Annotated in this window: 14 protein-coding genes, 1 tRNA gene and 1 pseudogene; 4 read left to right on the top strand and 12 right to left on the bottom strand. The window is 63.6% G+C overall.

Annotated features, from left to right (window positions below; all coding sequences use genetic code 11):
- Window positions 1-40 precede the first annotated feature (40 nt).
- The 3 genes and pseudogenes from ACF3NP_RS00790 to ACF3NP_RS00780 all read right to left on the bottom strand — a co-directional run bounded on the left by ACF3NP_RS00790 (window position 41) and on the right by ACF3NP_RS00780 (window position 9,730).
- Window positions 41-8,173 carry a VaFE repeat-containing surface-anchored protein gene (locus ACF3NP_RS00790; protein ID WP_392399119.1) on the bottom strand — a complete coding sequence of 2,711 codons (8,133 nt, stop codon included), beginning with the start codon at window positions 8,171-8,173 and terminating at the stop codon, window positions 41-43.
- Window positions 8,174-8,791: 618 nt separating this feature from the next.
- Window positions 8,792-9,259 (bottom strand): annotated as a pseudogene (locus ACF3NP_RS00785) (Cys-Gln thioester bond-forming surface protein); the annotation flags it as partial.
- Between the two features lie 389 nt (window positions 9,260-9,648).
- Window positions 9,649-9,730 (bottom strand) — tRNA-Leu (locus ACF3NP_RS00780).
- Window positions 9,731-9,877: 147 nt separating this feature from the next.
- On the opposite strand from ACF3NP_RS00780, the gene ACF3NP_RS00775 reads away from it, so the two are divergent.
- Window positions 9,878-10,330, top strand: a complete 453-nt coding sequence (locus ACF3NP_RS00775) for a hypothetical protein (protein WP_392398815.1) — start codon at window positions 9,878-9,880, stop codon at window positions 10,328-10,330.
- Entirely contained in the window at window positions 10,327-10,704 is a 378-nt protein-coding gene (locus ACF3NP_RS00770) for a DUF3817 domain-containing protein (RefSeq protein WP_392398814.1), read from the top strand. The genes ACF3NP_RS00775 and ACF3NP_RS00770 overlap by 4 nt, the downstream gene beginning before the upstream one ends.
- A gap of 67 nt (window positions 10,705-10,771) precedes the next feature.
- Here ACF3NP_RS00770 and lptM read toward each other — a convergent pair whose 3' ends face one another.
- The 8 genes from lptM to clpS all read right to left on the bottom strand — a co-directional run bounded on the left by lptM (window position 10,772) and on the right by clpS (window position 16,313).
- Window positions 10,772-11,146 carry an LPS translocon maturation chaperone LptM gene (gene lptM, locus ACF3NP_RS00765; RefSeq protein ID WP_392398813.1) on the bottom strand — a complete coding sequence of 125 codons (375 nt, stop codon included), beginning with the start codon at window positions 11,144-11,146 and terminating at the stop codon, window positions 10,772-10,774.
- Between the two features lie 22 nt (window positions 11,147-11,168).
- Window positions 11,169-11,768, bottom strand: coding sequence for an RdgB/HAM1 family non-canonical purine NTP pyrophosphatase (gene rdgB, locus ACF3NP_RS00760; RefSeq protein ID WP_392398812.1), 600 nt, complete (start codon window positions 11,766-11,768; stop codon window positions 11,169-11,171).
- Window positions 11,762-12,490, bottom strand: coding sequence for a ribonuclease PH (gene rph, locus ACF3NP_RS00755; protein WP_181888987.1), 729 nt, complete (start codon window positions 12,488-12,490; stop codon window positions 11,762-11,764). The genes rdgB and rph overlap by 7 nt, the downstream gene beginning before the upstream one ends.
- A 218-nt stretch (window positions 12,491-12,708) precedes the next feature.
- Complete coding sequence (locus tag ACF3NP_RS00750) at window positions 12,709-13,476, bottom strand: MBL fold metallo-hydrolase (RefSeq protein WP_392398811.1); 768 nt, start codon at window positions 13,474-13,476, stop codon at window positions 12,709-12,711.
- Between the two features lie 182 nt (window positions 13,477-13,658).
- Window positions 13,659-14,465, bottom strand: a complete 807-nt coding sequence (murI, locus tag ACF3NP_RS00745; RefSeq protein ID WP_392398810.1) for a glutamate racemase — start codon at window positions 14,463-14,465, stop codon at window positions 13,659-13,661.
- 10 nt (window positions 14,466-14,475) lie between these two features.
- Window positions 14,476-15,324, bottom strand: coding sequence for a rhomboid family intramembrane serine protease (locus ACF3NP_RS00740; RefSeq protein WP_392398809.1), 849 nt, complete (start codon window positions 15,322-15,324; stop codon window positions 14,476-14,478).
- 94 nt (window positions 15,325-15,418) lie between these two features.
- Window positions 15,419-15,958 (bottom strand): DUF2017 domain-containing protein, encoded by a 540-nt coding sequence (locus ACF3NP_RS00735; protein ID WP_269952847.1) that lies wholly within the window; start codon window positions 15,956-15,958, stop codon window positions 15,419-15,421.
- Window positions 15,959-15,968: 10 nt separating this feature from the next.
- The gene (clpS, locus tag ACF3NP_RS00730) at window positions 15,969-16,313 is read right to left on the bottom strand and encodes an ATP-dependent Clp protease adapter ClpS (protein ID WP_239307514.1); all 345 of its coding nucleotides are present in this window, start codon (window positions 16,311-16,313) and stop codon (window positions 15,969-15,971) included.
- 46 nt (window positions 16,314-16,359) lie between these two features.
- Between clpS and ACF3NP_RS00725 the strand changes: the two genes are divergently transcribed.
- Window positions 16,360-17,706, top strand: a complete 1,347-nt coding sequence (locus ACF3NP_RS00725) for a nicotinate phosphoribosyltransferase (protein WP_392398808.1) — start codon at window positions 16,360-16,362, stop codon at window positions 17,704-17,706.
- 3 nt (window positions 17,707-17,709) lie between these two features.
- Window positions 17,710-19,674, top strand: a complete 1,965-nt coding sequence (locus tag ACF3NP_RS00720; RefSeq protein WP_392398807.1) for an ATP-dependent DNA helicase — start codon at window positions 17,710-17,712, stop codon at window positions 19,672-19,674.
- Here ACF3NP_RS00720 and ACF3NP_RS00715 read toward each other — a convergent pair.
- Window positions 19,664-20,404, bottom strand: coding sequence for a peptidyl-tRNA hydrolase (locus ACF3NP_RS00715; RefSeq protein ID WP_392398806.1), 741 nt, complete (start codon window positions 20,402-20,404; stop codon window positions 19,664-19,666). The genes ACF3NP_RS00720 and ACF3NP_RS00715 overlap by 11 nt on opposite strands.
- Between the last annotated feature and the right edge of the window lie 66 nt (window positions 20,405-20,470).

The following is a 20,470-nucleotide window of genomic DNA, read 5'->3' as shown; positions in this document are numbered from 1 at the left end:
ATGCCTGGCACCGCCCTGGTGTGGGCGGCGCCGTCAGCGCCTAGATGTAGGCCGGCATGTCCTTCTCGAGGACGGTGCCGCCGGACGGGATCTGCTTGATCTCGCCACGCGGGCTGTCAGCCGGGACCGGCTTGCCCACCGGCGATGGCGCCGGCTGGTTGGACGGTGCCGGAGCAGGCTTGCTCTCCTGCGGTGCCGGGGTCGGCTTCGGCGCCGGCTTGGACGAGCCGTTGCCGCCACCGAGCACTGCCGGGATCATGCCCAGGCCCGGGATGAGCAGCAGCCACCACAGCTTCTTCTTGTCGAAGTCAGCCGAGCTGCCCTCCTCACCCGGAGTCGTGGACGGCGCCGGGGTGGAGGAAGCCGGGGTGGTCTCCTCAGCCGGTGCGCCCGGGGTGGTCGTCGACGGTGTGGTCGTTGCCGGGGTGGTCTCCTCCGCCGGCGGGGTGTTGCCCTCGCTGGTCTTCACCGTCTGGTAGCCGTCGTTGATGTCCTTGTGCTCGGCGATCTGGTTGTCGTCGGTGACATCGTCCGGGGTGTTGCCACCCTTCGGGTTCTCGTCGCCGTTGCGGTCAACCTCGGTGGAGGTCAGGGTCTCGAACGCCACGGCTGCCGGGACGGCACCCTCAGCGTTGGTCACCGGAATCTCCACCACAATCTCGCCGTAGGCAGCCTCCGGGGTGAAGGTCACGGACTGGGTACCCAGCACGCGGCCCTCGGTGTACGGAGCGGACTCGCCGAGGCGTTCCATCAGCTGCGCGGTAGCGGTGTAGGTCGCGCCCGGGACCAGGCCCCAGTACTTGACCACATCGCGCACCACTGCGCCGTTGACAACTTCAGCACCCTTGGAGAAGTCAGCGTTGGTGGACACACCCGGCTCGCCCGGGACGTCACGGCCTTCGCTGATACCTGGGGTGATCACCGTCTGCGCGGCATCGTTGATGTCGCGGTGCTCGGCGATCTGCTGCGGCACGCGGTTGCCTGCCGGTTGATCGTTGCCCTGAGCGTCGACCTCCGTGGAGGTCAGGCGCTCAAAGGCGACTGCAGCGTAGACCGGGTTGGTCACCCAGGAGGCGACGGTGATGTCGACGTTGACAGAACCGTAGCCAGCCTCGGATGCAACGAACTGCTTCTCGCCCTGGCCGATGATGGCACCGCTGCCCTTGGCAACGAGGTCGGCGGTCAGGGTGTAGGTCTTGCCCGGAACCAGGCCGGTGTAGCGGACGGTGTCCACCACGGTGGCGCCAGCCACAACCTGCTTGGCACCGTCAGCGAAGTTCGCGTTCGTGCCGATGAACGGCTCGGAGGTCTCCGGGACGTTCGAGCTGCGAACCGTCTGGTTCTGATCGTTGATGTTCTTGTGCTCAGCGATCGGGTTGTCATCGGAGACGTCGTTCGGCGTCTCGCCGCCCTGCGGGTTGTCGTTGCCCTCGCGGTCGACCTCGGTGGAGGTCAGCGTCTCGAAGGCGACAGCCGCGCGGACCGGGGTGTCGATGCCGTCTACAACCGGGATCTCCACAACCACGGAGCCGTTGCCGGTCTCCGACGCGGTGAAGGTCTTGGTGCCCGTGCCGATGATGGCGTCGCCGTAGGCGTCGCGGTTCACCAGCTCGTTGTAGACGTCCTTGCTCACCAGCTCAGCGGTCAGCGTGTAGGTCTTGCCCGGGACCAGGCCCTGGTACTTGACCGTGTCGTTGACCACGGTGCCGGAGACAACCTCCGTCGCACCGTTGGCGAAGTCAGCAGTCGTACCGATCTGCGGGTTCGGGAACCAGACAACCGGCGGCACAACCGGGGTGGTCGTGTTCGACGGAACCACCGGAGTGGTCGGCTTCGTCGGCTGCTCGGAGGTGGTCACCTTCGTCGGCTCGGTCGTCTGCTCAGACGTGGTCGGCTGAGCCGGAACCGTCGTCGTGGGCTCCTCGGAGGTCGCCGGGGTTGGCTTCTCCTCAGTGGTGGAAGCGCAGGTCTCCGGAACGGTGGTCACCTCAGTCGTGGACTCCTCAACCGTGGTACCCGGAACAGTGCTGCCCGGGGCGGTGGTTCCCGGACCAGTGGTGCCCGGAACGGTGGTCTCCGGAACCGTCGTACCCGGCACCGTGCTCACCGTGGTCGCCGGCACGCAGTTGTCCGGCGTGGTGCTCGGCGCCACCGGCGCAGTCGGCGAAGTGGTCGGGGTCTTCTCGACCACGAACGTCTGCGCCTTATCCTTCGGATCCTTGTGCTCGACGACCTTGCGGTTGTCCTTCGACGGATCCTTCGGCGTGCCGTCAGGGTTCGTCGTCGGCTGGTCGTTCTCGTCGAGCGGGATGGCCTGCTCGTACACCACGTACGTCTCACCCGCGGTCAGCTCGGTCAGCGTACCGAAGTCGACGGTAGCCGTACCCGCGCCGTTCTCAGCGGCAAGAACGTCGGTGAACTTCACCTCGGTCACCGGGGTGACCTTCACAACCTCGCCGGCCTCGTTGAACTCAACGTGCTGCAGCTGACCCTCGAAGCGGTACTTCGCGCCCGCGACCAGGCCGGAGTAGGTGATCTCGTCCGTCACCCTCAGGCCGTTGGTCACGTCCTGCTCGGTCACGGTCACCGGCTTGCCATCGACGATGGTCTTGCCGTTCACCGTCACCTTGGTGTCGATCTTGCCCTCAGGGTTCGACGGCACCAGTGGCACCACCGGGGTGCTGCTCGGAGCAGTTTCGCTTGTCGACGGCTCCGCCACCGACGTCGTCGTCACCGCAGTCGTCGCGTCAGTCGTCGTCGCCTCGGTGGTCGGCGTTGCCTCGGAGGTAGTTACCTCGGTGGTCGGAGCCGGCTCCGTGGTCGTGGTCGACTCACCAGTCGTCGGTTCAACCGGAACCGTCACCGTAGTAGACGCCATCGTCGTCGGCGTCGCCTCGGTGGTGGTTACCTCGGTGGTCGGAGCCGGCTCCGTGGTCGTGGTCGACTCACCAGTCGTCGGCTCAGCCGGAACCGTCACCGTAGTAGACGCCACCGTCGTCGGCGTCGCCTCGGACGTCGTCTCCGTGGTGGTGGTCTCGGTGGCCGGAGTCGGCTCCGTGGTCGACGTCGTCTCAGACGTCGTCGAGGTCTCCTCGCTTACGCCCGCGGTCTTCGTCGAGGATGCGCCACCCGTGGTCGTGGTCTCGGTGACCGTGGTGGTCTCCGCCGTCGTTGCCGGGGTGGTCGTGTTCACAGGACCCTCGACGGTCTGGTTGCCGTCGTTGATGTCCTTGTGCTCAGCGATCTTGTTGCCACCCTCGTTCGGGGCGTCGTCGCCGCCACGATCAACCTCAGTCGAGGTCAACTCCTCGAAGGCAACGGCAGCAGCAACCTGCTCGCCATCTTCAAGACCATCGACGGTGATACGCACATCAACCGAACCGTTCTCAGCCGGAGCCTGGAACGTCTCAGTGCCAGTACCGATCGTGCGGCCCACACCGTACGGAGCTGCCTCGCCGAGACGCTCCTTCAGCTCAGCGGTCAGGGTGTAGGTCTTGCCCTTCACCAGACCGGAGTAATCAACTGTGTCCACAACGACCGTGCCGTTTTCAACCTGCTTCGCACCATCCGCGAAGTTCGCGTTGGTAGCGATACGCGGGCTGCGCACGGTCTGCGCCTCGTCGTTGAGGTCCGTGTGCTCGGCGATCTTGTTGTCGTCGTCCGTAGTGCGGGTCTCCCCGCCCTTCGGGTTCTCCTTGCCAGCGCGGTCAACCTGCGTGGAGGTCAACTTCTCGAAGGCAACAGCAGCAGTGACAGTCTCACCCTCCGGCGCGTTGCTGACAACAATGGTCACATCCTCAGAACCGTTCGGCTCAGTCGGAATGAACGTCTTGTTGCCAGAACCGAGGACAGTCTCGCCGTCTGCCTTATTAATAAGGTCAGCGGTCAGGGTGTACACCTTGCCCGGCACGAGGCCTTCGTAGGTGACGGTGTCAACAACAGCGACGCCGTTCTTGACTTCCTGCGCACCGTTAGCGAAGTTCGCGTTCGTGGAGATCTTCGGATTACGGACCGTCTGATCCTGATCGTTGATCTCCTTGTGCTCAGCGATCTTGTTGTCATCCGAGTAGTCATCCGGGGTGTTGCCACCCTTCGGATTCTCGTTGCCACCACGGTCCACGACCTTGGAGGTCAGCTCCTCGAACGCCACAGCAGCAGTGACCGTGCGGTCATCCGGAGCGTTGTCGACGGTGATCTCCACATCAACAGAGTCATTCGGCTCCGTCGGGGTGAAGGTCTTAGTGCCAGTGCCCAGAACAGTGGTGCCATCAGCCTTATCAATCAGCTGCGCGGTCAGCGTGTACTCCTTGCCCGGCACAAGACCGGCATAGGAGACAGTATCCACAACCACAGCACCGTTGGTCACCTCAGCGGAACCCTCCGCGAAGTTCGCATTCGTGGAGATGTGCGGAACACCAACAGTCTGGTTGGCGTCGTTGATGTCCTTGTGCTCAGCGATCTTGTTGTCGTCGGACGTCTCCGGAGTGTCGCCACCCTGCGGATTGTCCTGACCGGTCTTGTCGACGACCGTGGAGGTCAACTCCTCAAACGCAACAGCGGCGTCAACCGGCTCAGTCACATCATCGTTGACCGTGATCTCGACCTCGACGGAACCGTCGGTTGTCTTCGGAGTGAAGGTCTTGGTGCCTGTGCCCACAACGGTCTTGCCGTCAGCCTTATTGATCAGCTGCGCGGACAGGGTGTACTCCTTGCCCGGAACCAGGCCCTTGTAATCGACGGTGTCGATCACGGTGTTGCCGGCAGCAACCTCAGTGGAGCCATCCTGGAACTTCGCATTGGTAGCAATGCTCGGCTCAAAGACGCTGCGGACCGTCTGCGCCTCATCGTTGATGTCCTCGTGCTTGGCAATGTCATTGGTCTTCTCGCCGTCGGTCTCTTCGCCTGCAGCGTTGACTTCCTTGGAAGTCAGACGCTCGAACGCAACCGCTGCCTGAACCGGGTTCGGGGCGTTGGTCACAGCAATCTCGACCTTGACGTTGCCGTTGACCAGCTCGCCCTCGTCGCCCGGGACCACGAAGGTCACCGCGCCGGTACCCAGGACCTTGTTCTCATCCTGCTTGTCGACGAGCTTCGCATCCAGCGTGTAGGTCTTACCGGCAACAAGACTGTAATAGCGCACAGTGTCCTCAACGGTGGTGCCGTTTTGAACAACGTTCACACCGTCCTTGAACTCCGCACGAGTTTCAATCTTCGGATTCGGCGTATAGCCCTGCTTGACAGTGGTAGTCACAGTCGTCGGCACCAACGGGACAGCAGGCGAAGTCTCCTGGGACGACGGAGCTTGCGTCGTCGGTGTCGGAGTGTCAACTGGGCCCTCGACGGTCTGGTTGCCGTCGTTGATGTCCTTGTGCTCGGCGATCTTGTTGTCATCCGAGTAGTCATCCGGGGTGTTACCACCCTGCGGATTGTCCTGACCGGTCTTATCAACCTCGGTGGAGGTCAACTCCTCAAACGCAACCGCAGCCGGAACCGGTTCGGTCACATCGTCGCTCACCTTAATGGTGACCTCAACAGAACCCGCACCAGTCTCAGACGCAGGGAAGGTCGCCGTGCCCTCACCCAGTACGCGGCCAGCCTCGTACGAGCCAGCCTCACCACGACGCTCCATCAACTTCGCAGACAAGGTGTATTCCTTGCCCGGAACCAGACCCTCGTAATCAACGGTGTCGATCACGGTGTTGCCAGCGGCAACCTCCGTCGAGCCATCCTGGAACTTCGCATTGGTCTTGATGCTCGGCTCAAACACGGTTCGGACCGTCTGCGCCTCATCGGTGATGTCGTCGTGCTTAGCGATGTCGTTGACCGTTTCACCGTCGGTCTCTTCGCCGGCAGCGTTGACTTCCTCAGAAGTCAAGTACTCGAACGCAACCGCAGCCGGAACCGGTTCGGTCACATCGTCGTTGACCTTGATTTCGACCTCGACGGAACCGTCGGTGGTCTCCGGAGTGAAGGTCGCCGTGCCCTCACCCAGTACGCGGCCAGCCTCGTACGAGCCAGCCTCACCACGACGCTCCATCAACTTCGCAGACAAGGTGTACTTCTTGCCCGGAACCAGACCCTCGTAATCAACAGTGTCGATCACCGTGTTACCAGCAACAACCTCAGTCGAGCCATCCTGGAACTTCGCATTGGTCTTGATGCTCGGCTCAAACACGGTGCGAACAGTCTGCGCCTCATCGTTGATGTCGTCGTGCTTAGCGATCTGGTTATCGTCGGACGAGTCCTCTTCCGTTTCAGCACCCTGCGGGTTGTCCTTGCCGTTTGCGTCAACCTCCGTAGAAGTCAGGTACTCAAACGCAACCGCAGCCAGAACCGGGTTCTCATCCTTTAGTTCCACGCCCTTACCGACAGTGATATCAACGTTGACTTTGCCGTTAACGAAGTCGCCGTCGTTACCTTCGGCAGTAAAGGTCACAGCACCGGTACCCAGGACATTGTTTTCGTCCTGCTTATCGACGAGCTTTGCGTTCAGCGTGTAGGTCTTACCCGCGACCAAGTTGGTGTAGGTCACAGTATCGACAACTACCGTGCCTGCTTTGATCTCGGTAGCGCCATCCTTAAACTCAGCCTGAGTCTTGATCGACGGCTCCGGGTTTTCAACCACGAAGGTCTGTGCCTTGTCGCTCGGGTCCTCGTGCTCGATTACCGTGCGCTTATCCTCCGACGAATCGTTGGGCTTGCCGGCATCATCGGTGGTCGGGTTGCCCTCGTTGTCAAGTGGGATTGCCTTCTCGTAAACGACATAGGTCGCGCCCGGCTTCAGCCCTTCAACATTTTTGAAATCGACGTCAGCCGTGCCAGAGCCGTTTTCGGCAGCAACAATGTCCTTACTTACGACACCGCCAACCGGGGTCACCTTCTCGCCATCAACCAGCTGCAACTGACCCTCAAACCGGTACTTCATACCAGCAACCAGGTCGGTGTAGGTGATGGTGTCCTTGAAGTCCAGACCATCGGCGACATCCTCCGCCTTAACGGTCACCGGAGCGTCCTTCGACGCCTCCACGTCGTTGACCGAAACCTTAGTAGCGATCTTGCCCTTCGGGTTCGACGGAACCGGCTTGAAGGACTTATCGATGGTGATGATCTGTGCGGCGTCGTTCGGGTCCGCGTGATCAGCCACAAGCTTCTCAGTACCGAGGTCGTTGAAGTAGAGACGCTCGAATACGACAGCGTCGCCGTCCTCGATCTGGTCGGATACGGGGATCTCCATGACGACGGAGCCGGAAACCGAATCGGGGAATGAGCCTTCAGCCCAAGTCTCGTCCGGTGTCACAGTCATGGACACTTCGTCTCCGTACGGCGTGTACGGGTAGGAGCGGCTGACCAACTGTCCTTTCAGCGTGTACTCAACACCCGGGACGAGGTCTTCAAGGTACACCTTGTCGTAGACAGTCGTTGCAGAAGAAGCCTTCGCGACACGCTCGCCGTCGAAGAGATCATTCTCCAGAGAAGCGCTCGTGCGAACCTTCGGTGCAAACCGCGGGACTTCCTTATCAACAGCGACAGTCTGCGCCTCATCGTCCAAGTCGTGGTGCTTGGCGATCTCCATCTTGGAGTCTGCAGAAACGAGTTTGCCGTCCTTCTTCTCCGCAAAAGCGTGCAGCGTCTCGAAGACAACTGCTTCCTCACCAGGCTCCAGAGCTTTCTCACGCGGCACTGCAACCGAGATCCAACCGGAGTAGCCGCCAGTGTCATCGGCCTTCTTATCGCGCAGTTTGTCGACGGTGAATTCGGCGCTCGACGCCTCTCCGCCCAGTGGTTCACCGGTGGACTTGCTCATCAGCTGGCCAGTTACGGAGTACGTGATGCCAGGCGCCAGGTTGGTGAAGTAGACCTTGTCGTAGACAACTGCGGGGGCTTCCTCGCCCTCGGGGATTTCTACGTAGTCGACACGCTTGTTGTCGAACTTGCCGTCGACAAACGAAGCGGAGGTACCCATGGTCGGCGGAACGAAACCGTGGTACGGGTACAGTCTCTGTGACTCGAAGTTTTTACCGTCGTGTATTGCGTAATTCTCGTCGGTACGGCCCGTCGGCTCGTTATCTTCGTCGATGTCGCGACGCTCCAAGCGCTGGCTAATGTAGCCAAATTCTCCGATCTTATTGCCGTCGTCGAGGTTTACGATTTCGTCGCTATCGTCGAGTTTCATTACGACGGACCCTGAAACCGTACCGTCTGGATTCTCCCAAGACTTTTCGAAGTCCTCACCCTCGTGATCGTCCTTCGCCTCGATTTCGAGGTCATTTCGAACAATAAACTCGACTGTATGATTGCCGCCCAGTTCCTCGTCCGGTTTACCCTCGAGGGCGCGAGTCCCCCATTGATAGGTGTGGAGTTTGTACCAGCCCGGGGGAAGATTTTCAATCGTAACTTCATCCCAGCCTTCGTCCGACACTTTGCCGACTGCGTGCTGAACCACCTTGTCCTTCTCAAAGGAGGCCTGCGTGCGGATCCGGACCTCTTCCTGCGGAACCTCCGGAGCGGGAGACGTCGACTCCTCAGTGGTCGTCGTGGTCTCCTCAGTGCTACCGGACGGCTTTGTCGAGGTAGTCGGAGAGGTCGGCTGCGTCGGCGGTACTTGGCCCGAGGTAGACGGTACAGATTCGTCAGTCTTCGGGAAAATAATCACGTCCTGCTGACCAACAGCATCGTCAGGCACGAAGACTCGTCCGCCAACCCCACTGAGGGCCTTGTTGGCGATACCAACGTTCGATGGCCCCGTGAGGTAGTCGTAAAGAGCCTGCATGTTTCGACGGTTCGTGCTACTGCCCTTGGAGTTCTGAAAATCAGGATTGATTCCGTCGGAGTAGTACTGCACTGCGGCTTGAGTTGCCGCCACCGCCTCACCAGGGTTTAGGTTCTTCCCCACCCGTGCCGAAAGCTCCTCAAGGCTCTTATACGGGTATCCGTTAAACGCAACCCAAGAAAGCTTTGCTTGGCGGTCGGAATCACCGGCCAGCTTATTAGGAGTTGGCGCATTGGATTCGTAACCGTTCCAATCAACGATCGTTCCCTCGACGTTCTTGGGAATGATACCGCTGGATGGCTCAATGCAGTAACCACTGTAGACAACATCGCCAATTCGAACGGTGAGAATAACAGGGACAACTCGTCCGTTACTCCCGTATGGGGAATCAGTCTGAACGGGGTAGCCCGACTGATCCGGAATGAAGCTGATACCCCGCGAACCCACGCCGTGGGCTTGCGCCTGAGCCGGAGTCGGCACTGAGACCATCGCGACTGCCAACGCAATAGAGGCGAGTAGGGAAACGAACACCCCCCACCACGATCTAGTTCTTGCTGGACTATTTAACACAAACTCCACCTTTCACTCACCGAGCAGCACGTGGCCGACCCGTTTCCGACACCCCACTCGACGGACACGCCGAAGACAGGGATATTCCAGGGAAAAGATAACCCATAGACAGGAGAGGGGCAACGGGATATACGCAGGTCGAAGACTTCTGTAAATTAGTGGACCATCCGCTTAACACCCTCTAAGGGTTGAGAGCTGGACATCCCTACAACGCGCTGGGGAAACCTTTTGAAAACATATAAAGCTGTCCAAAGCCCGAGAATCTCTAAGAATCCTCGAATCGCCCCCACTACCCCCGGGAGGATCTGTGCGCCCGGAGAGACTTGAACTCTCACGCCATAAGGCACTGGAACCTAAATCCAGCGCGTCTGCCAATTCCGCCACGGGCGCGTCGTTGATGAATACTACACAGTGGTCCGCAGCAAACGTTAACTGGAACCTGACCATTTGCAGCGACATATAAATAAGGTGCAATTGAAGATGCAGCAGTCAAACTTTCGTTTGGTCTTTTAAGGTTGCCGGGTAGACTGACCAGCTGTGAGCGAAGAAAACAAGGCAGTTGAGAGCACTGAGGCGGTGCCCCAACGCGAGCGCGTCCGCGTGCGTTGGTGGCACATCGTGCTGCTGATCGCTGCGGCCGTGACCTGCCTCCTGCTCGCTAACTGGCAGTGGGAGCGCTATCAGTCCGGCTCGGGAACGTTCCAGAATCTGGGCTACGCCCTGCAGTGGCCGTGCTTCGCCGCGTTTTTCATCTACGCCTACCGCGTGGGTATGCGCATGGAAAACGACAAAATCGACGCCGAAAACGCCGGCCTGACCATGGACGACCTCTACGAGGCCGACCTTGCCAAGTACGGCGAGGTGAAGGAACCCACGGCGATCGACGAGGACTTCCTCCCCTCTCGCCCCGAGCTGGACGTGGAGGAATACAACAAGCTTGTGACCCCGCGCCGTCGAACCAACACAAAAGGTAAAGGTGAATCAGCATGACGCAGCCCACCCCGCAGACCCAGCCTGCCCAGCCGGCGCGCATCCACCCGGAGCGCCAGCGTCGCGTGAAGCAGGCACTGCAATTTTTCACCGTCACCGCATGGATTACCGGTGTGCTGCTGCTCCTGCTGGTCGCGCGCATGATCATGCAGTACGGCTTGGACATGAACGTCGACTACCTGTCCTGGGTCGCCCGAGTGCACGGCTTCGCGTTCGTGGCGTTTTTGATGGCGTCGCTGAACCTCGGTTCTAAAGCCCGCTGGTCCGCGGGCACCTGGATCGCCACGGCCCTTTCGGGTGTGGTGCCGTTTATGTCCTTCGTCATTGAGGGCAAGCGCCGCAATGAAGTGAAAGAGAAGTTCCAGCTCGCATAAGCGGCAGAGAGCGTAAGACAAATCCCGGCAGGTTTTCACTGCCGGGTTTTATGCTGTCGCAGCCTATTTACTTCTCGCCCGTCTTGGTCAGCACCATTACGCCGACCTTTTCTGCCTGGTCGTTGCCCGGGCTCAGGGTGAGGGTGTCGCCGCTGCGCTCGGCGTCGTACTCGAGATCCTGGTGGGTCAGCGGATCCTCGAGCTTGAACTCCTTGTCGTCGCGAAGACAGTTCGCCTCGTTGGTTTCACCGTCGGTCTCGGTCATCTGCCAGTCGCAGTCCTTGCCATCGATAGTGATGGTGGCGTGGCCGCCGCCTTTGCCTTCCTGGGTAGAGGTGATGTCGCCGGTCCATTCGCCGTCGAAATCACCCTTCTGACCGCAACCGGTCAGCAGCGCGCCGGACGCGAGAACAGTTCCTACAAGTGCAATCGTTTTCTTCATAAGCACACTGTAACGAATTACGTCACTTCAGCGCCGCTATGTGCGGGGCGAGCGCGCGTAGCGCCTTGCCGCGGTGGGAGCGTGCGTTCTTCTCCTCAGGCGTCAGCTCTGCGGAGGAGCGGCCGTTGGCGTCGGCAGGTGCAAACAGCGGGTCGTAGCCGAAGCCGTGCTCGCCGCGGGGCTCGCGCAGCAGCTCGCCTTCCCAGCGGCCCTCGGCGGTGAACTCCTGCCCGTCTGGGGAGGCCAGGGCGCAGCAGGACACGAACGCGGCGGCGCGCTCGTTGATGTCCTTCATTTGGGCGAGCAGCAGGTCGTTGTTGGCTTGGTCGTCGCCGTGGTTGCCGGACCAGCGGGCGGACAGGATGCCAGGCATGCCGTTGAGCGCTTCCACGGTCAGGCCGGAGTCGTCGGCCACGCAGGGCAGGCCGGTGGCTTTCGCCCCGGCGCGGGCCTTCAAAAGGGCGTTGTCCACGAAGGTGAGGCCGTCTTCGACGGGGTCGGGGTACGGCGGAGCGTCGTGAAGCGAGACAAGCTCCACCCCTTCAATGTTGAGCTCGCGCAGCACCTGCTCGAGCTCGCGGACCTTGCCTTGGTTCCTAGAGGCAACGAGAACTTTTACCATCCCAGCGCCGCCTTCTGCGCAGCGATGAGCTCCTCGCAGCCCTTGGCCGCGACATCCAGCATCTCGCCGAGCTGCTCGCGGCCGAACAAGCCGTGCTCGCCGGTGCCCTGAATCTCCACGAAGTTGCCGCCCTCCTGCATCACCACATTCAGGTCGACCTCAGCACGGGAGTCCTCCTCGTAGGGCAGGTCCAGGCACACGTGGCCGTCGATGATGCCGGCGGATACGGCGGCAATCGGCTTGAGCAGCGGCTCGCCCGGGACCACGCCGCGCTCCTTGAGCACCGCGATGGCGTCCGCAAGCGCGACGTACGCGCCGGTAATCGAGGCGGTGCGGGTGCCGCCGTCGGCCTGGAGGACGTCGCAGTCGAGCTGGATGGTGTTCTCGCCGAGCTGGCTCAGATCCACCGCGGCGCGCAGGGAGCGGCCCACCAAGCGCGAGATCTCATGGGTGCGGCCCTTGACCTTGCCCTTCATGGACTCGCGCGGCATGCGCTCGTGGGTGGCGGACGGGAGCATGGCATATTCGGCGGTGAGCCAGCCCTCGCCGGAATCCTTCTTGAAGCGCGGCACGCCCTCCTCCACGGAGGCGGTGCACATGACGCGGGTGTTGCCGAACTCCACGAGCACACTGCCCGCCGGGTTGGAAGTGAAGCCGCGGGTGATGCGCACAGGGCGCAGTTGGTCGAAGGCGCGGCCGTCCAGGCGCGAAAAATCAGTCATGCGTCCAAGGGTAACGCAGTTCGGCAATGTCGATTCGTCGGATTGCTACGCCCAAAGCGTTTGATTGATCACGTTCGGAGGGCACCCATGTAGCTCCCCGAAATTTAGAAAACCGGCCCTGGACTGACCACCTGAAGTAGACGAGCGGAACCGGTCATTGTGCTGGTTAACTTAACACATTAAGTTGCCCTCACTGCCACTGCGCGCAACGCAGGCGCTTAGGGCTCGAAGGTGGCGCCGGCTTTGCCCAGGATGATCTCCCCGTTGAACTCGGTGCGAGCGGCTGCGAGGACCTCCTCCGGATCGGTCCACGGCTGGATGTGCACCAGCACCAGGGTCTTCACTCCTGCTTCGCGGGCAATGCGTCCTGCTTCCTTGCCGGACAGGTGCATGCCCTCCGCCTTACCCTCGGAGGTAGCGCCCCAGGCGGCTTCGCAGAGGAAGTAGTCGGCGTTGCGGGCGGCGTCGATAAGCGTTGGCGTGTACCCGGAGTCGCCGGAGAAGGTGATCACCTTGCCGGCGGCGTCCTCGATGCGCAGCGCGTGCGATTCTTGTGCCGGGTGGACTACATCGAACGGCGTGATGGTCAGGCCGCTGAGCTGCTCCGGCTGCCCGGCGCGCCAGGTGGTGAACTCGAAAGTGTCCGTAAAGTCGTCCTGCTCCCCCGGCGCGTCCGCGCTCATGCGACCCAGGTGCTCCGGGGCGTACGAGGGGCCGATCAGCCTGTGGCGCTGCTCCGCCGGGGCTGTGGGGTGGTACCGGCGCCACACGAGCAGCGACGGGAAATCCGAGCAGTGGTCGGCGTGAAGATGGCTGAAGATGACGTGCGCCGCAGACGGGTCGAACCGCTCCTGCATGGCGGCGAGCGCTCCCGGACCGAAGTCCATCACCACATCCGTTTCACCAGGCACGGAGATGACGTAGGAGGAAGCTGGGTTACCGGGCGCGGCCAGGCTCCCGGAGCACCCGAGGATGGTCAACTGCATGGAATCACTCTGCCATGAATGGGGCACATTTTCCTAGTGAATCCTTAAATTCTCCTAGTTGTGTGGCTGACCGAGCCTCATCCCCCAATTAGAGATCCAGCCCACTCAACCAGCATTACAGCTGGAAGGCGGGCTGAACTATTACCCCTGATCAAAACCGCACTCTGACCGGCTGTCAAGCCCTAATCGCGGCCCACGGCGTGCACCGGCGGGGCGAGGAAGCGCCGGGCGAGCGCGTCGAAGGTGTCGGGGTCGCCGGTGGATTCGAAGATGTGGGTGGGGGCGGCAGTGGCACTATTAAGCATGTCGCCCTCCGTGAGCACCCGCAGCACATCCTTCGAGGTCTCCTCGGCGGAGGAGACGAGCGCGACCTCGTCGCCGATGGCCAGCTGGATCACGCCGGAGAGCAGCGGGTAGTGGGTGCAGCCGAGCACGAGCGTGTCCACGTCCGCGTCGCGCAGCGGCGCCAAATAGCCCCGGGCTACCTCGAGGACTTCCTTGCCGGAGGTCTTGCCCTGCTCCACAAACGGCACGAACTCCGGGCAGGCCTGGGCGGTGACCTCAAGGCCCGGGTGGATGGAAAACAGGTCCTGGTACGCGCCGGACTTCACGGTGCCTTCGGTGCCGATCACGCCGATTTTGTTGTTGCGCGTGGTGGCGATTGCGCGGCGCACGGCGGGCTGGATCACCTCGATGACAGGGATGTCGTAGCGCTCGCGGGCGTCGTGAAGGAACGCGGCGGTGGCGGTGTTGCAGGCGATGACCAGCATCTTGCAGCCGCGTTCCACCAGCTCGTCGGCGATGCGCTGCGAGTGCGCGCGCACGTCCGCGATCGGCTGCGGGCCATAGGGTCCGTGGGCGGTGTCGCCGATGTAGATCAGAGATTCGCCCGGCAGCTGGTCCATCACCGCGCGGGCGACGGTCAGGCCGCCCACTCCGGAATCGAAGAGCCCGATCGGTGCTGAGTTGTTGTCGGCGAAAGTATCCACGCCGGCAATCCTATCGCTGGCCAGGATTCTGCAACGAACGCGCTTTGGCCTCGCGCTTTGCCACCAGCTCTGGCGGGTCGTCGGAGGTGATGACCATGCCGGCGACCAGACCGCCGATCGCGCCGAACAGGTGCGCCTGCCAGCTCACGCCCTCCGTGCCCGGCAGTAGCCCGAAGATCAGGCCGGAATAGAAGAAGCCGAGGATAAGGCCGGTGATGATCTGGCTGATGGAGCGGTTGAAGAAGCCGCGGATGATCAGATACGCAAGCCAGCCGTACACCAGCCCGGACGCGCCGATGTGGTTCGTGCCCACACCGCCGAGCAGCCAGGTGCCCAGGCCGCCGATGATCACCACGAACGTGGTGACCTCCCAGAACACGCGCTTGCCGGAGTAGCCCACCAAGAACGCGAAGATCGCGCCCGGGATCGAGTTGGAGATGATGTGCTCCAGATTCGCGTGGAGCAGCGGCGAGGTGAAAATGAACGGCAGGGAGGACACGTCCAACGGGTGAATGCCAAACGCCTGCAGCCACGGAAACACCAGCTCCAGGATGAACACGACCCAGATGGTGGCGAGGAAGCCGCCGGCGAGCTTCAGGCCCGTTTGGCGCTGCGCCTTTCGCTTCGACACCCGTTTGGTTCCGGGGGTTTGGTTGTACTGGGGTTGGCCGTATTGGCCCTGCAGGCCGTACTGGCCCTGCTGCGGGGTCGCGTACGGGTTGTACGGCTGTGCAGGCTCGCTGAACGCCGGCTGCTGCCGCTCCGGGTGCGAGAACGGTCGCTGGAACGGCTTGCCGTAGCCCGGCTGCCCGGTCTGGCCGTAGCCCCAGCCCTCGGGGGTGTGGTTGTGTTCGCTCATCGTGGTTGGAGTCTAGCGGGTTCGCCGGATACAGGCTGGGCGGTGGTTGGGCGGTGGCGGGCCGGAGGTCGTCGTAAAGCTGCGGGCGAAACCCCTAGCCCATGAGGGCTTCGAGGAGGGAGTCCTGGCAGAACGCGAGCCAGTCGATGAGGCGCTGGCGGTCCTCGCGCGCGGCCTCGCTGCCGGAGTCGTCCGCGGAGGCGTAGAGACGCATGTCGTTGAGCGCGGCGATGAACTGGTGCGCCTCGTCCTCCTCGATGGTCACCTCGACGCCGCCCGTGGGGCCGAGCGCAGTGTTGACCACCTGCAGGTTGATCAGCTTGGCCTTGATGATGTCGTTTTCGTGCAGGCTGCGAAGCAGGCCGTTGTCGCCGTCGAACTCCTCGTCGCCATCGCGCTCGAAGTTGGGCAAAAGGCGCGCCAGGCGCGGGTCCTCGGGTGCCTCGGTGTGGCCGGTGGCGACGCCGAGCATCTCCGCGAACTCGTCCTTCGGCGCGGACTGGGCGCGCGCGATCAGCGCCTCGGACACGGTGGCGGTGAGGTCGCCGATGACCTCGCGCTCCATCGGGTCGAAGACGGTGGTGTACTTCGGCGTCGAGCGCATTAGGCCCTTCTTCTTACGCCACGGCTGCATCGATTCTCCCCTACCCTGCCTGCTGCATCGTGGCCCAAAGCCCCGCGGTGTGCAGCTTCTTCACGTCGGTTTCCACCTTGTCCTTCTCGCCCGAGGAGACCACGGCCTTGCCCTCGGTGTGGACCTGCATCATCAGCTCGGTGGCGCGCTTGCGGTCGTAGCCCAGCACGGTCTGGAACACGTAGGTGACGTAGCTCATCAGGTTGACCGGGTCGTCCCACACGATGCACAGCCACGGCAGGTTCTCGCTCGTGGCCACGTCCACGTCGATGGCCTCGTCCAACTCCGGGGTTGCCAGCGGCGAACCCATGCGCTCCGCGCGGCTGGCCGCAGGAAAATCGGCTGAGGAAAACATGTGCACCACCTTACCTTCTCGTGCCTGGAGGGTACGCTGTCTCACCATGAACGACACTCCCACCCACTCCACCGGCACGCGCGGCTCCACCGCGTTTTTCACGGACATGTACGAGCTGACCATGCTCGACGCCGCCATTAAGGACGGAACCGCGGAGCGCGACTGCGTCTTCGAGGTCTTCGGCCGCCGCATGCCCAACGAGCGCCGCTACGGCGTAGTCGCAGGCACCGAGCGGGTGCTCGACGCGATCACCAAGTTCCGCTTCACGCAGGACCAGCTGGATTCCGCGGACTTCCTCTCGCCTGAGGCACGCGAATACCTGGAAAACTACAAGTTCTCCGGGCAGGTCGACGGCTACCGCGAAGGCGAGCTGTACTTCCCGTACTCGCCGATTATGACGGTGCGCGGCACGTTCGCCGAATGCGTGATCCTGGAGACGGTCCTTTTGTCCATCCTCAACGCCGATTCCGCTGTCGCATCGGCGGCGTCGCGCATGGTCTCTGCCGCGGACGGGCACCCGATTATCGAGATGGGTTCGCGCCGCACCAACGAGCAGGCCGCCGTCTCCGCCGCGCGCGCGACCTACATCGCCGGCTTCAACGCCACCTCCAACATGGAGGCCTCCCTGCGCTACGGCATCCCCGCCTCCGGCACCTCCGCCCACTCCTGGACGCTGCTGCACGTGGACGAGGACGGCAACCCGGACGAAAAGGCCGCGTTCAAGGGCCAGATCGACTCCCTCGGTGTGGACACCACGCTGTTGGTGGACACCTTCGACATCACCAAGGGCGTGGAAAACGCGCTCGAGGTTGCCGGCACCGAGCTGGGTGCGGTGCGCATCGACTCCGGTGACCTGGGCATCGTCTCTAGGCGTGTGCGCAAGCAGCTGGACGAGGCAGGCGCCTTCAACACCCGCATCATCGTCTCGTCCGACCTGGACGAGTTCGCCATCGCCGGCCTGCGCGGCGACCCGGTGGACGGCTTCGGCGTAGGCACCTCCGTGGTCACCGGCTCCGGCGCCCCCACCGCGGGCCTGGTGTACAAGCTGGTGGAGGTGGACGGCCACCCGGTGGCCAAGCGCTCCTCCGGCAAGGTCACCTACGGCGGCGGCAAGTCCGCGCTTCGCGCCTACCGCTCCTCCGGCGTGGCGGTCGGCGAGGTGGTCCACCCGCTCGGCGTGGACGTGCCGCGCAAGCCGAACCTGGAGTACCGCCCGATGACGGTGCCGCTGATCCGCGACGGCGAGATCGTGGACGGCCAGCCCGGCATTGAGGAGATCCGCGAGCTGCACGCGGCCGCCCGCAAGACGCTGCCGTGGGAGGGCCTGGCCCTGTCGCGCGGCGAGGTGGCCATCCCGACGAAGTTCGTCGGCTTCCCGGAGCCCACCGAGTAGGCCGTGGCAGCAGACGAACCACTCACCCAGTCCACCACCGACCTGCTCGCCGCCGCGGTCAAGTCCCTCGGCGGCTCGCGCCGCCCCGGCCAGGTCAAGATGGCCGAAGCGGTGACTACAGCCCTCGACTCGGAGCGCCACCTGGCCGTGCAGGCGGGCACGGGCACCGGCAAGTCCCTGGCCTACCTCGTCCCCGCCATCCGCCACGCCCAGGCGCACGGGACCACGGTGGTGGTGTCGACGGCGACGATCGCGTTGCAGCGGCAGCTCGTCGATAGGGATCTGCCGCGGCTGGCGGACGCGCTCGAGCCGCTGCTGCCCGAGCGCCCCACCTTCGCCATCCAGAAGGGCCGCAACAACTACCTGTGCAAGCACAAATTAATGCTTGATAGCGCACCTTCGGAATCCCTCATCGAGGAAGAGGACCTGTCCTGGCTGGGCAAACACGTCAAGCGCGTGGCCGAGTGGGCGCAGGACACCGAAACCGGCGACCGCGACGACCTGGTCCCCGGCGTGCCGGACATGGCGTGGCGGCAGGTGTCCGTCACCTCCAACGAGTGCCTCGGCGCGACCCGCTGCCCGCACGGCGAGGAGTGCTTCGCGGAGCTCGCCCGCGAGCGCACCAAGGACGTGGACATCGTGGTGACCAACCACGCGCTTTTGGCTATCGACGCCCTCGCGGACGTGGCCGTGCTGCCCGAGCACGACGCCGTGATCATCGACGAGGCCCACGAGCTCGACGGTCGCATCACCTCCGTGGCCACCAACGAGATCTCCGCGCGCGCCCTGGCGATGGCCGCCCGACGCGCCGGCAAGCTGGGCGCGGAGCGCGACACGCTCGAAGGCGTCATCGACGACTTCACCGCCGCCATCGACCTGGAGGCCCCGGGACGCTGGGAGGTCATCTCAGAACCGGCCCGCGGCGCTTTCGCCGCGCTTCGCGACGCCCTGTGGAAGACCCGCACCGCCATCTCCGACGCCCCACCCGGCGAGTCCGAAAACGACCCGGAGAAGTTCGCCGAACGCGCCAACCTGCGCAACCACTTAGAGGACCTGCACGACGCGGTGGTGCGCATCCTCGAGGTCTTCGACGAGCCGGACCCCGCCAAGCACGCGGACGTGGTGTGGCTGACCCGCTCGGAGCGCTACGGCGACTCCGTCTCGGTCGCTCCCCTGTCGGTGGCGGGCCTGTTGCACGAGCGACTGTTCGGCGAGAAGACGGTCGTGCTCACCTCCGCGACGTTGACTGTGGGCGGCAACTTCAACGCCATGGCGGCCGCCTGGGGCCTGCCGCAGGGCACCTGGGACTCGCTGGACGCCGGCACGCCGTTCGACCCGCGCAAGTCCGGCATCCTCTACACCGCGCGCCACCTGCCCACCCCGGGCCGCGACGGGCTGTCCGCGGAGACGTTAGACGAGATCGCGGAGCTGATCACCGCCGCAGGCGGGCGCACGCTCGGCCTGTTCTCCTCCCGCCGCGCCGCGGAGCAGGCCGCCGAAGCCATGCGGGCGCGCCTGCCCTTCGACATCCTGCTCCAAGGCGAGGACTCCACCGGCACGCTGGTGGACACCTTCGCCAAAAACGAGAACTCCTGCCTGTTTGGCACGCTGACCCTCTGGCAGGGCGTGGACGTGCCGGGCAGCGCTTGCTCGCTGGTGATCATCGACCGCATCCCCTTCCCCCGCCCCGACGATCCGCTGCTGCAAGCCCGCTCCAACGCCGCCGACGCGGCGGGCCGCTCCGGGTTCATGGAGGTCTCCGCCACGCACGCCTCCCTGCTCATGGCGCAAGGTGCGGGCAGGCTTTTGCGGTCTGTCGACGACCGCGGGGTCGTCGCCGTGCTCGACAACCGTCTGGTGACCAAGCGCTACGGCTCGTTCATCAGGCGCAGCCTGCCGGCGTTCTGGGACACCACAGACGCGGAAGTCGTGCGCGGGGCGTTGCGGAGGCTCGTCGCTAAGCAATAGCGAGCGCTGTGGTGGAACCGGGCGCGACCTCAGTAAAACCGGCGTCGCGCACCGCCACCGCATCCGCGCGCGCGGCGAGCTCCGCGAACTCCTCGCGGGGCAACTCGCGCACGTTTAGCGGGAAGCCCGCCTCCGCCCACCGCTGCGCCCAGGCGGTGTCGCGCGCGGCTGCGAGCAGCATCGAGGCGTGCCCGGCCTGGGCCGCTGCCTTGCCCGCGGACATGTGCAGCGACGCGTCGAGCGCGATCAGGGGCACGTGCGGGTCGCGCGGGAGCACCTCCCCCGGCTCGATCTCGGTGCCCTTGATCTGCAGCTTCGCAATCGCGTGCGGGACGTCTGCAACCGCCGAGGGCACGAAGGCGCGCACATTGCCGACTGTGACCCCGGGCAGCGCCTGCACGTCGTCCCAGGCCTTGTTGCGGGCGCGGCGGGCCACTTTGCGGATGCGGTGGGAGTACCAGGCGTCTAAGGCCTCGCGCCAAAACCCGTCCTCTCCCGCGCGCGGGTCGAGGCACACGGCCACGGCGGCGCGGGCAGCGTCTGCAAGCACCTGGTTTCGGCTGGGCGGGTCCTGTTTGGGCAGGTTGATGGCCATCTGCATCGCCTGCACCGTCTGCGGGTCGTCCGGGTCCTCGCTGCGGGCTTTGTAGTCGCCCGAGACGCGCTCTGTAAGGAGTTGGTGGGCGGCGGCGATCATCTGCTCAGTCACCGGGGTCAGGGTACTCCTCATTGCGTTGGGCCTGAAACGACGAAAACCCCCGCCGAAGCGGGGGTTCGTTCAGGAGGCCGGTGTCCG

The organism is Corynebacterium lehmanniae (assembly GCF_043161975.1).
Taxonomy (GTDB): Bacteria; Actinomycetota; Actinomycetes; order Mycobacteriales; family Mycobacteriaceae; genus Corynebacterium; species Corynebacterium lehmanniae.
Note: the sequence above shows the minus strand (reverse complement) of the source record. Positions and strands in the feature narration are given on the sequence as shown.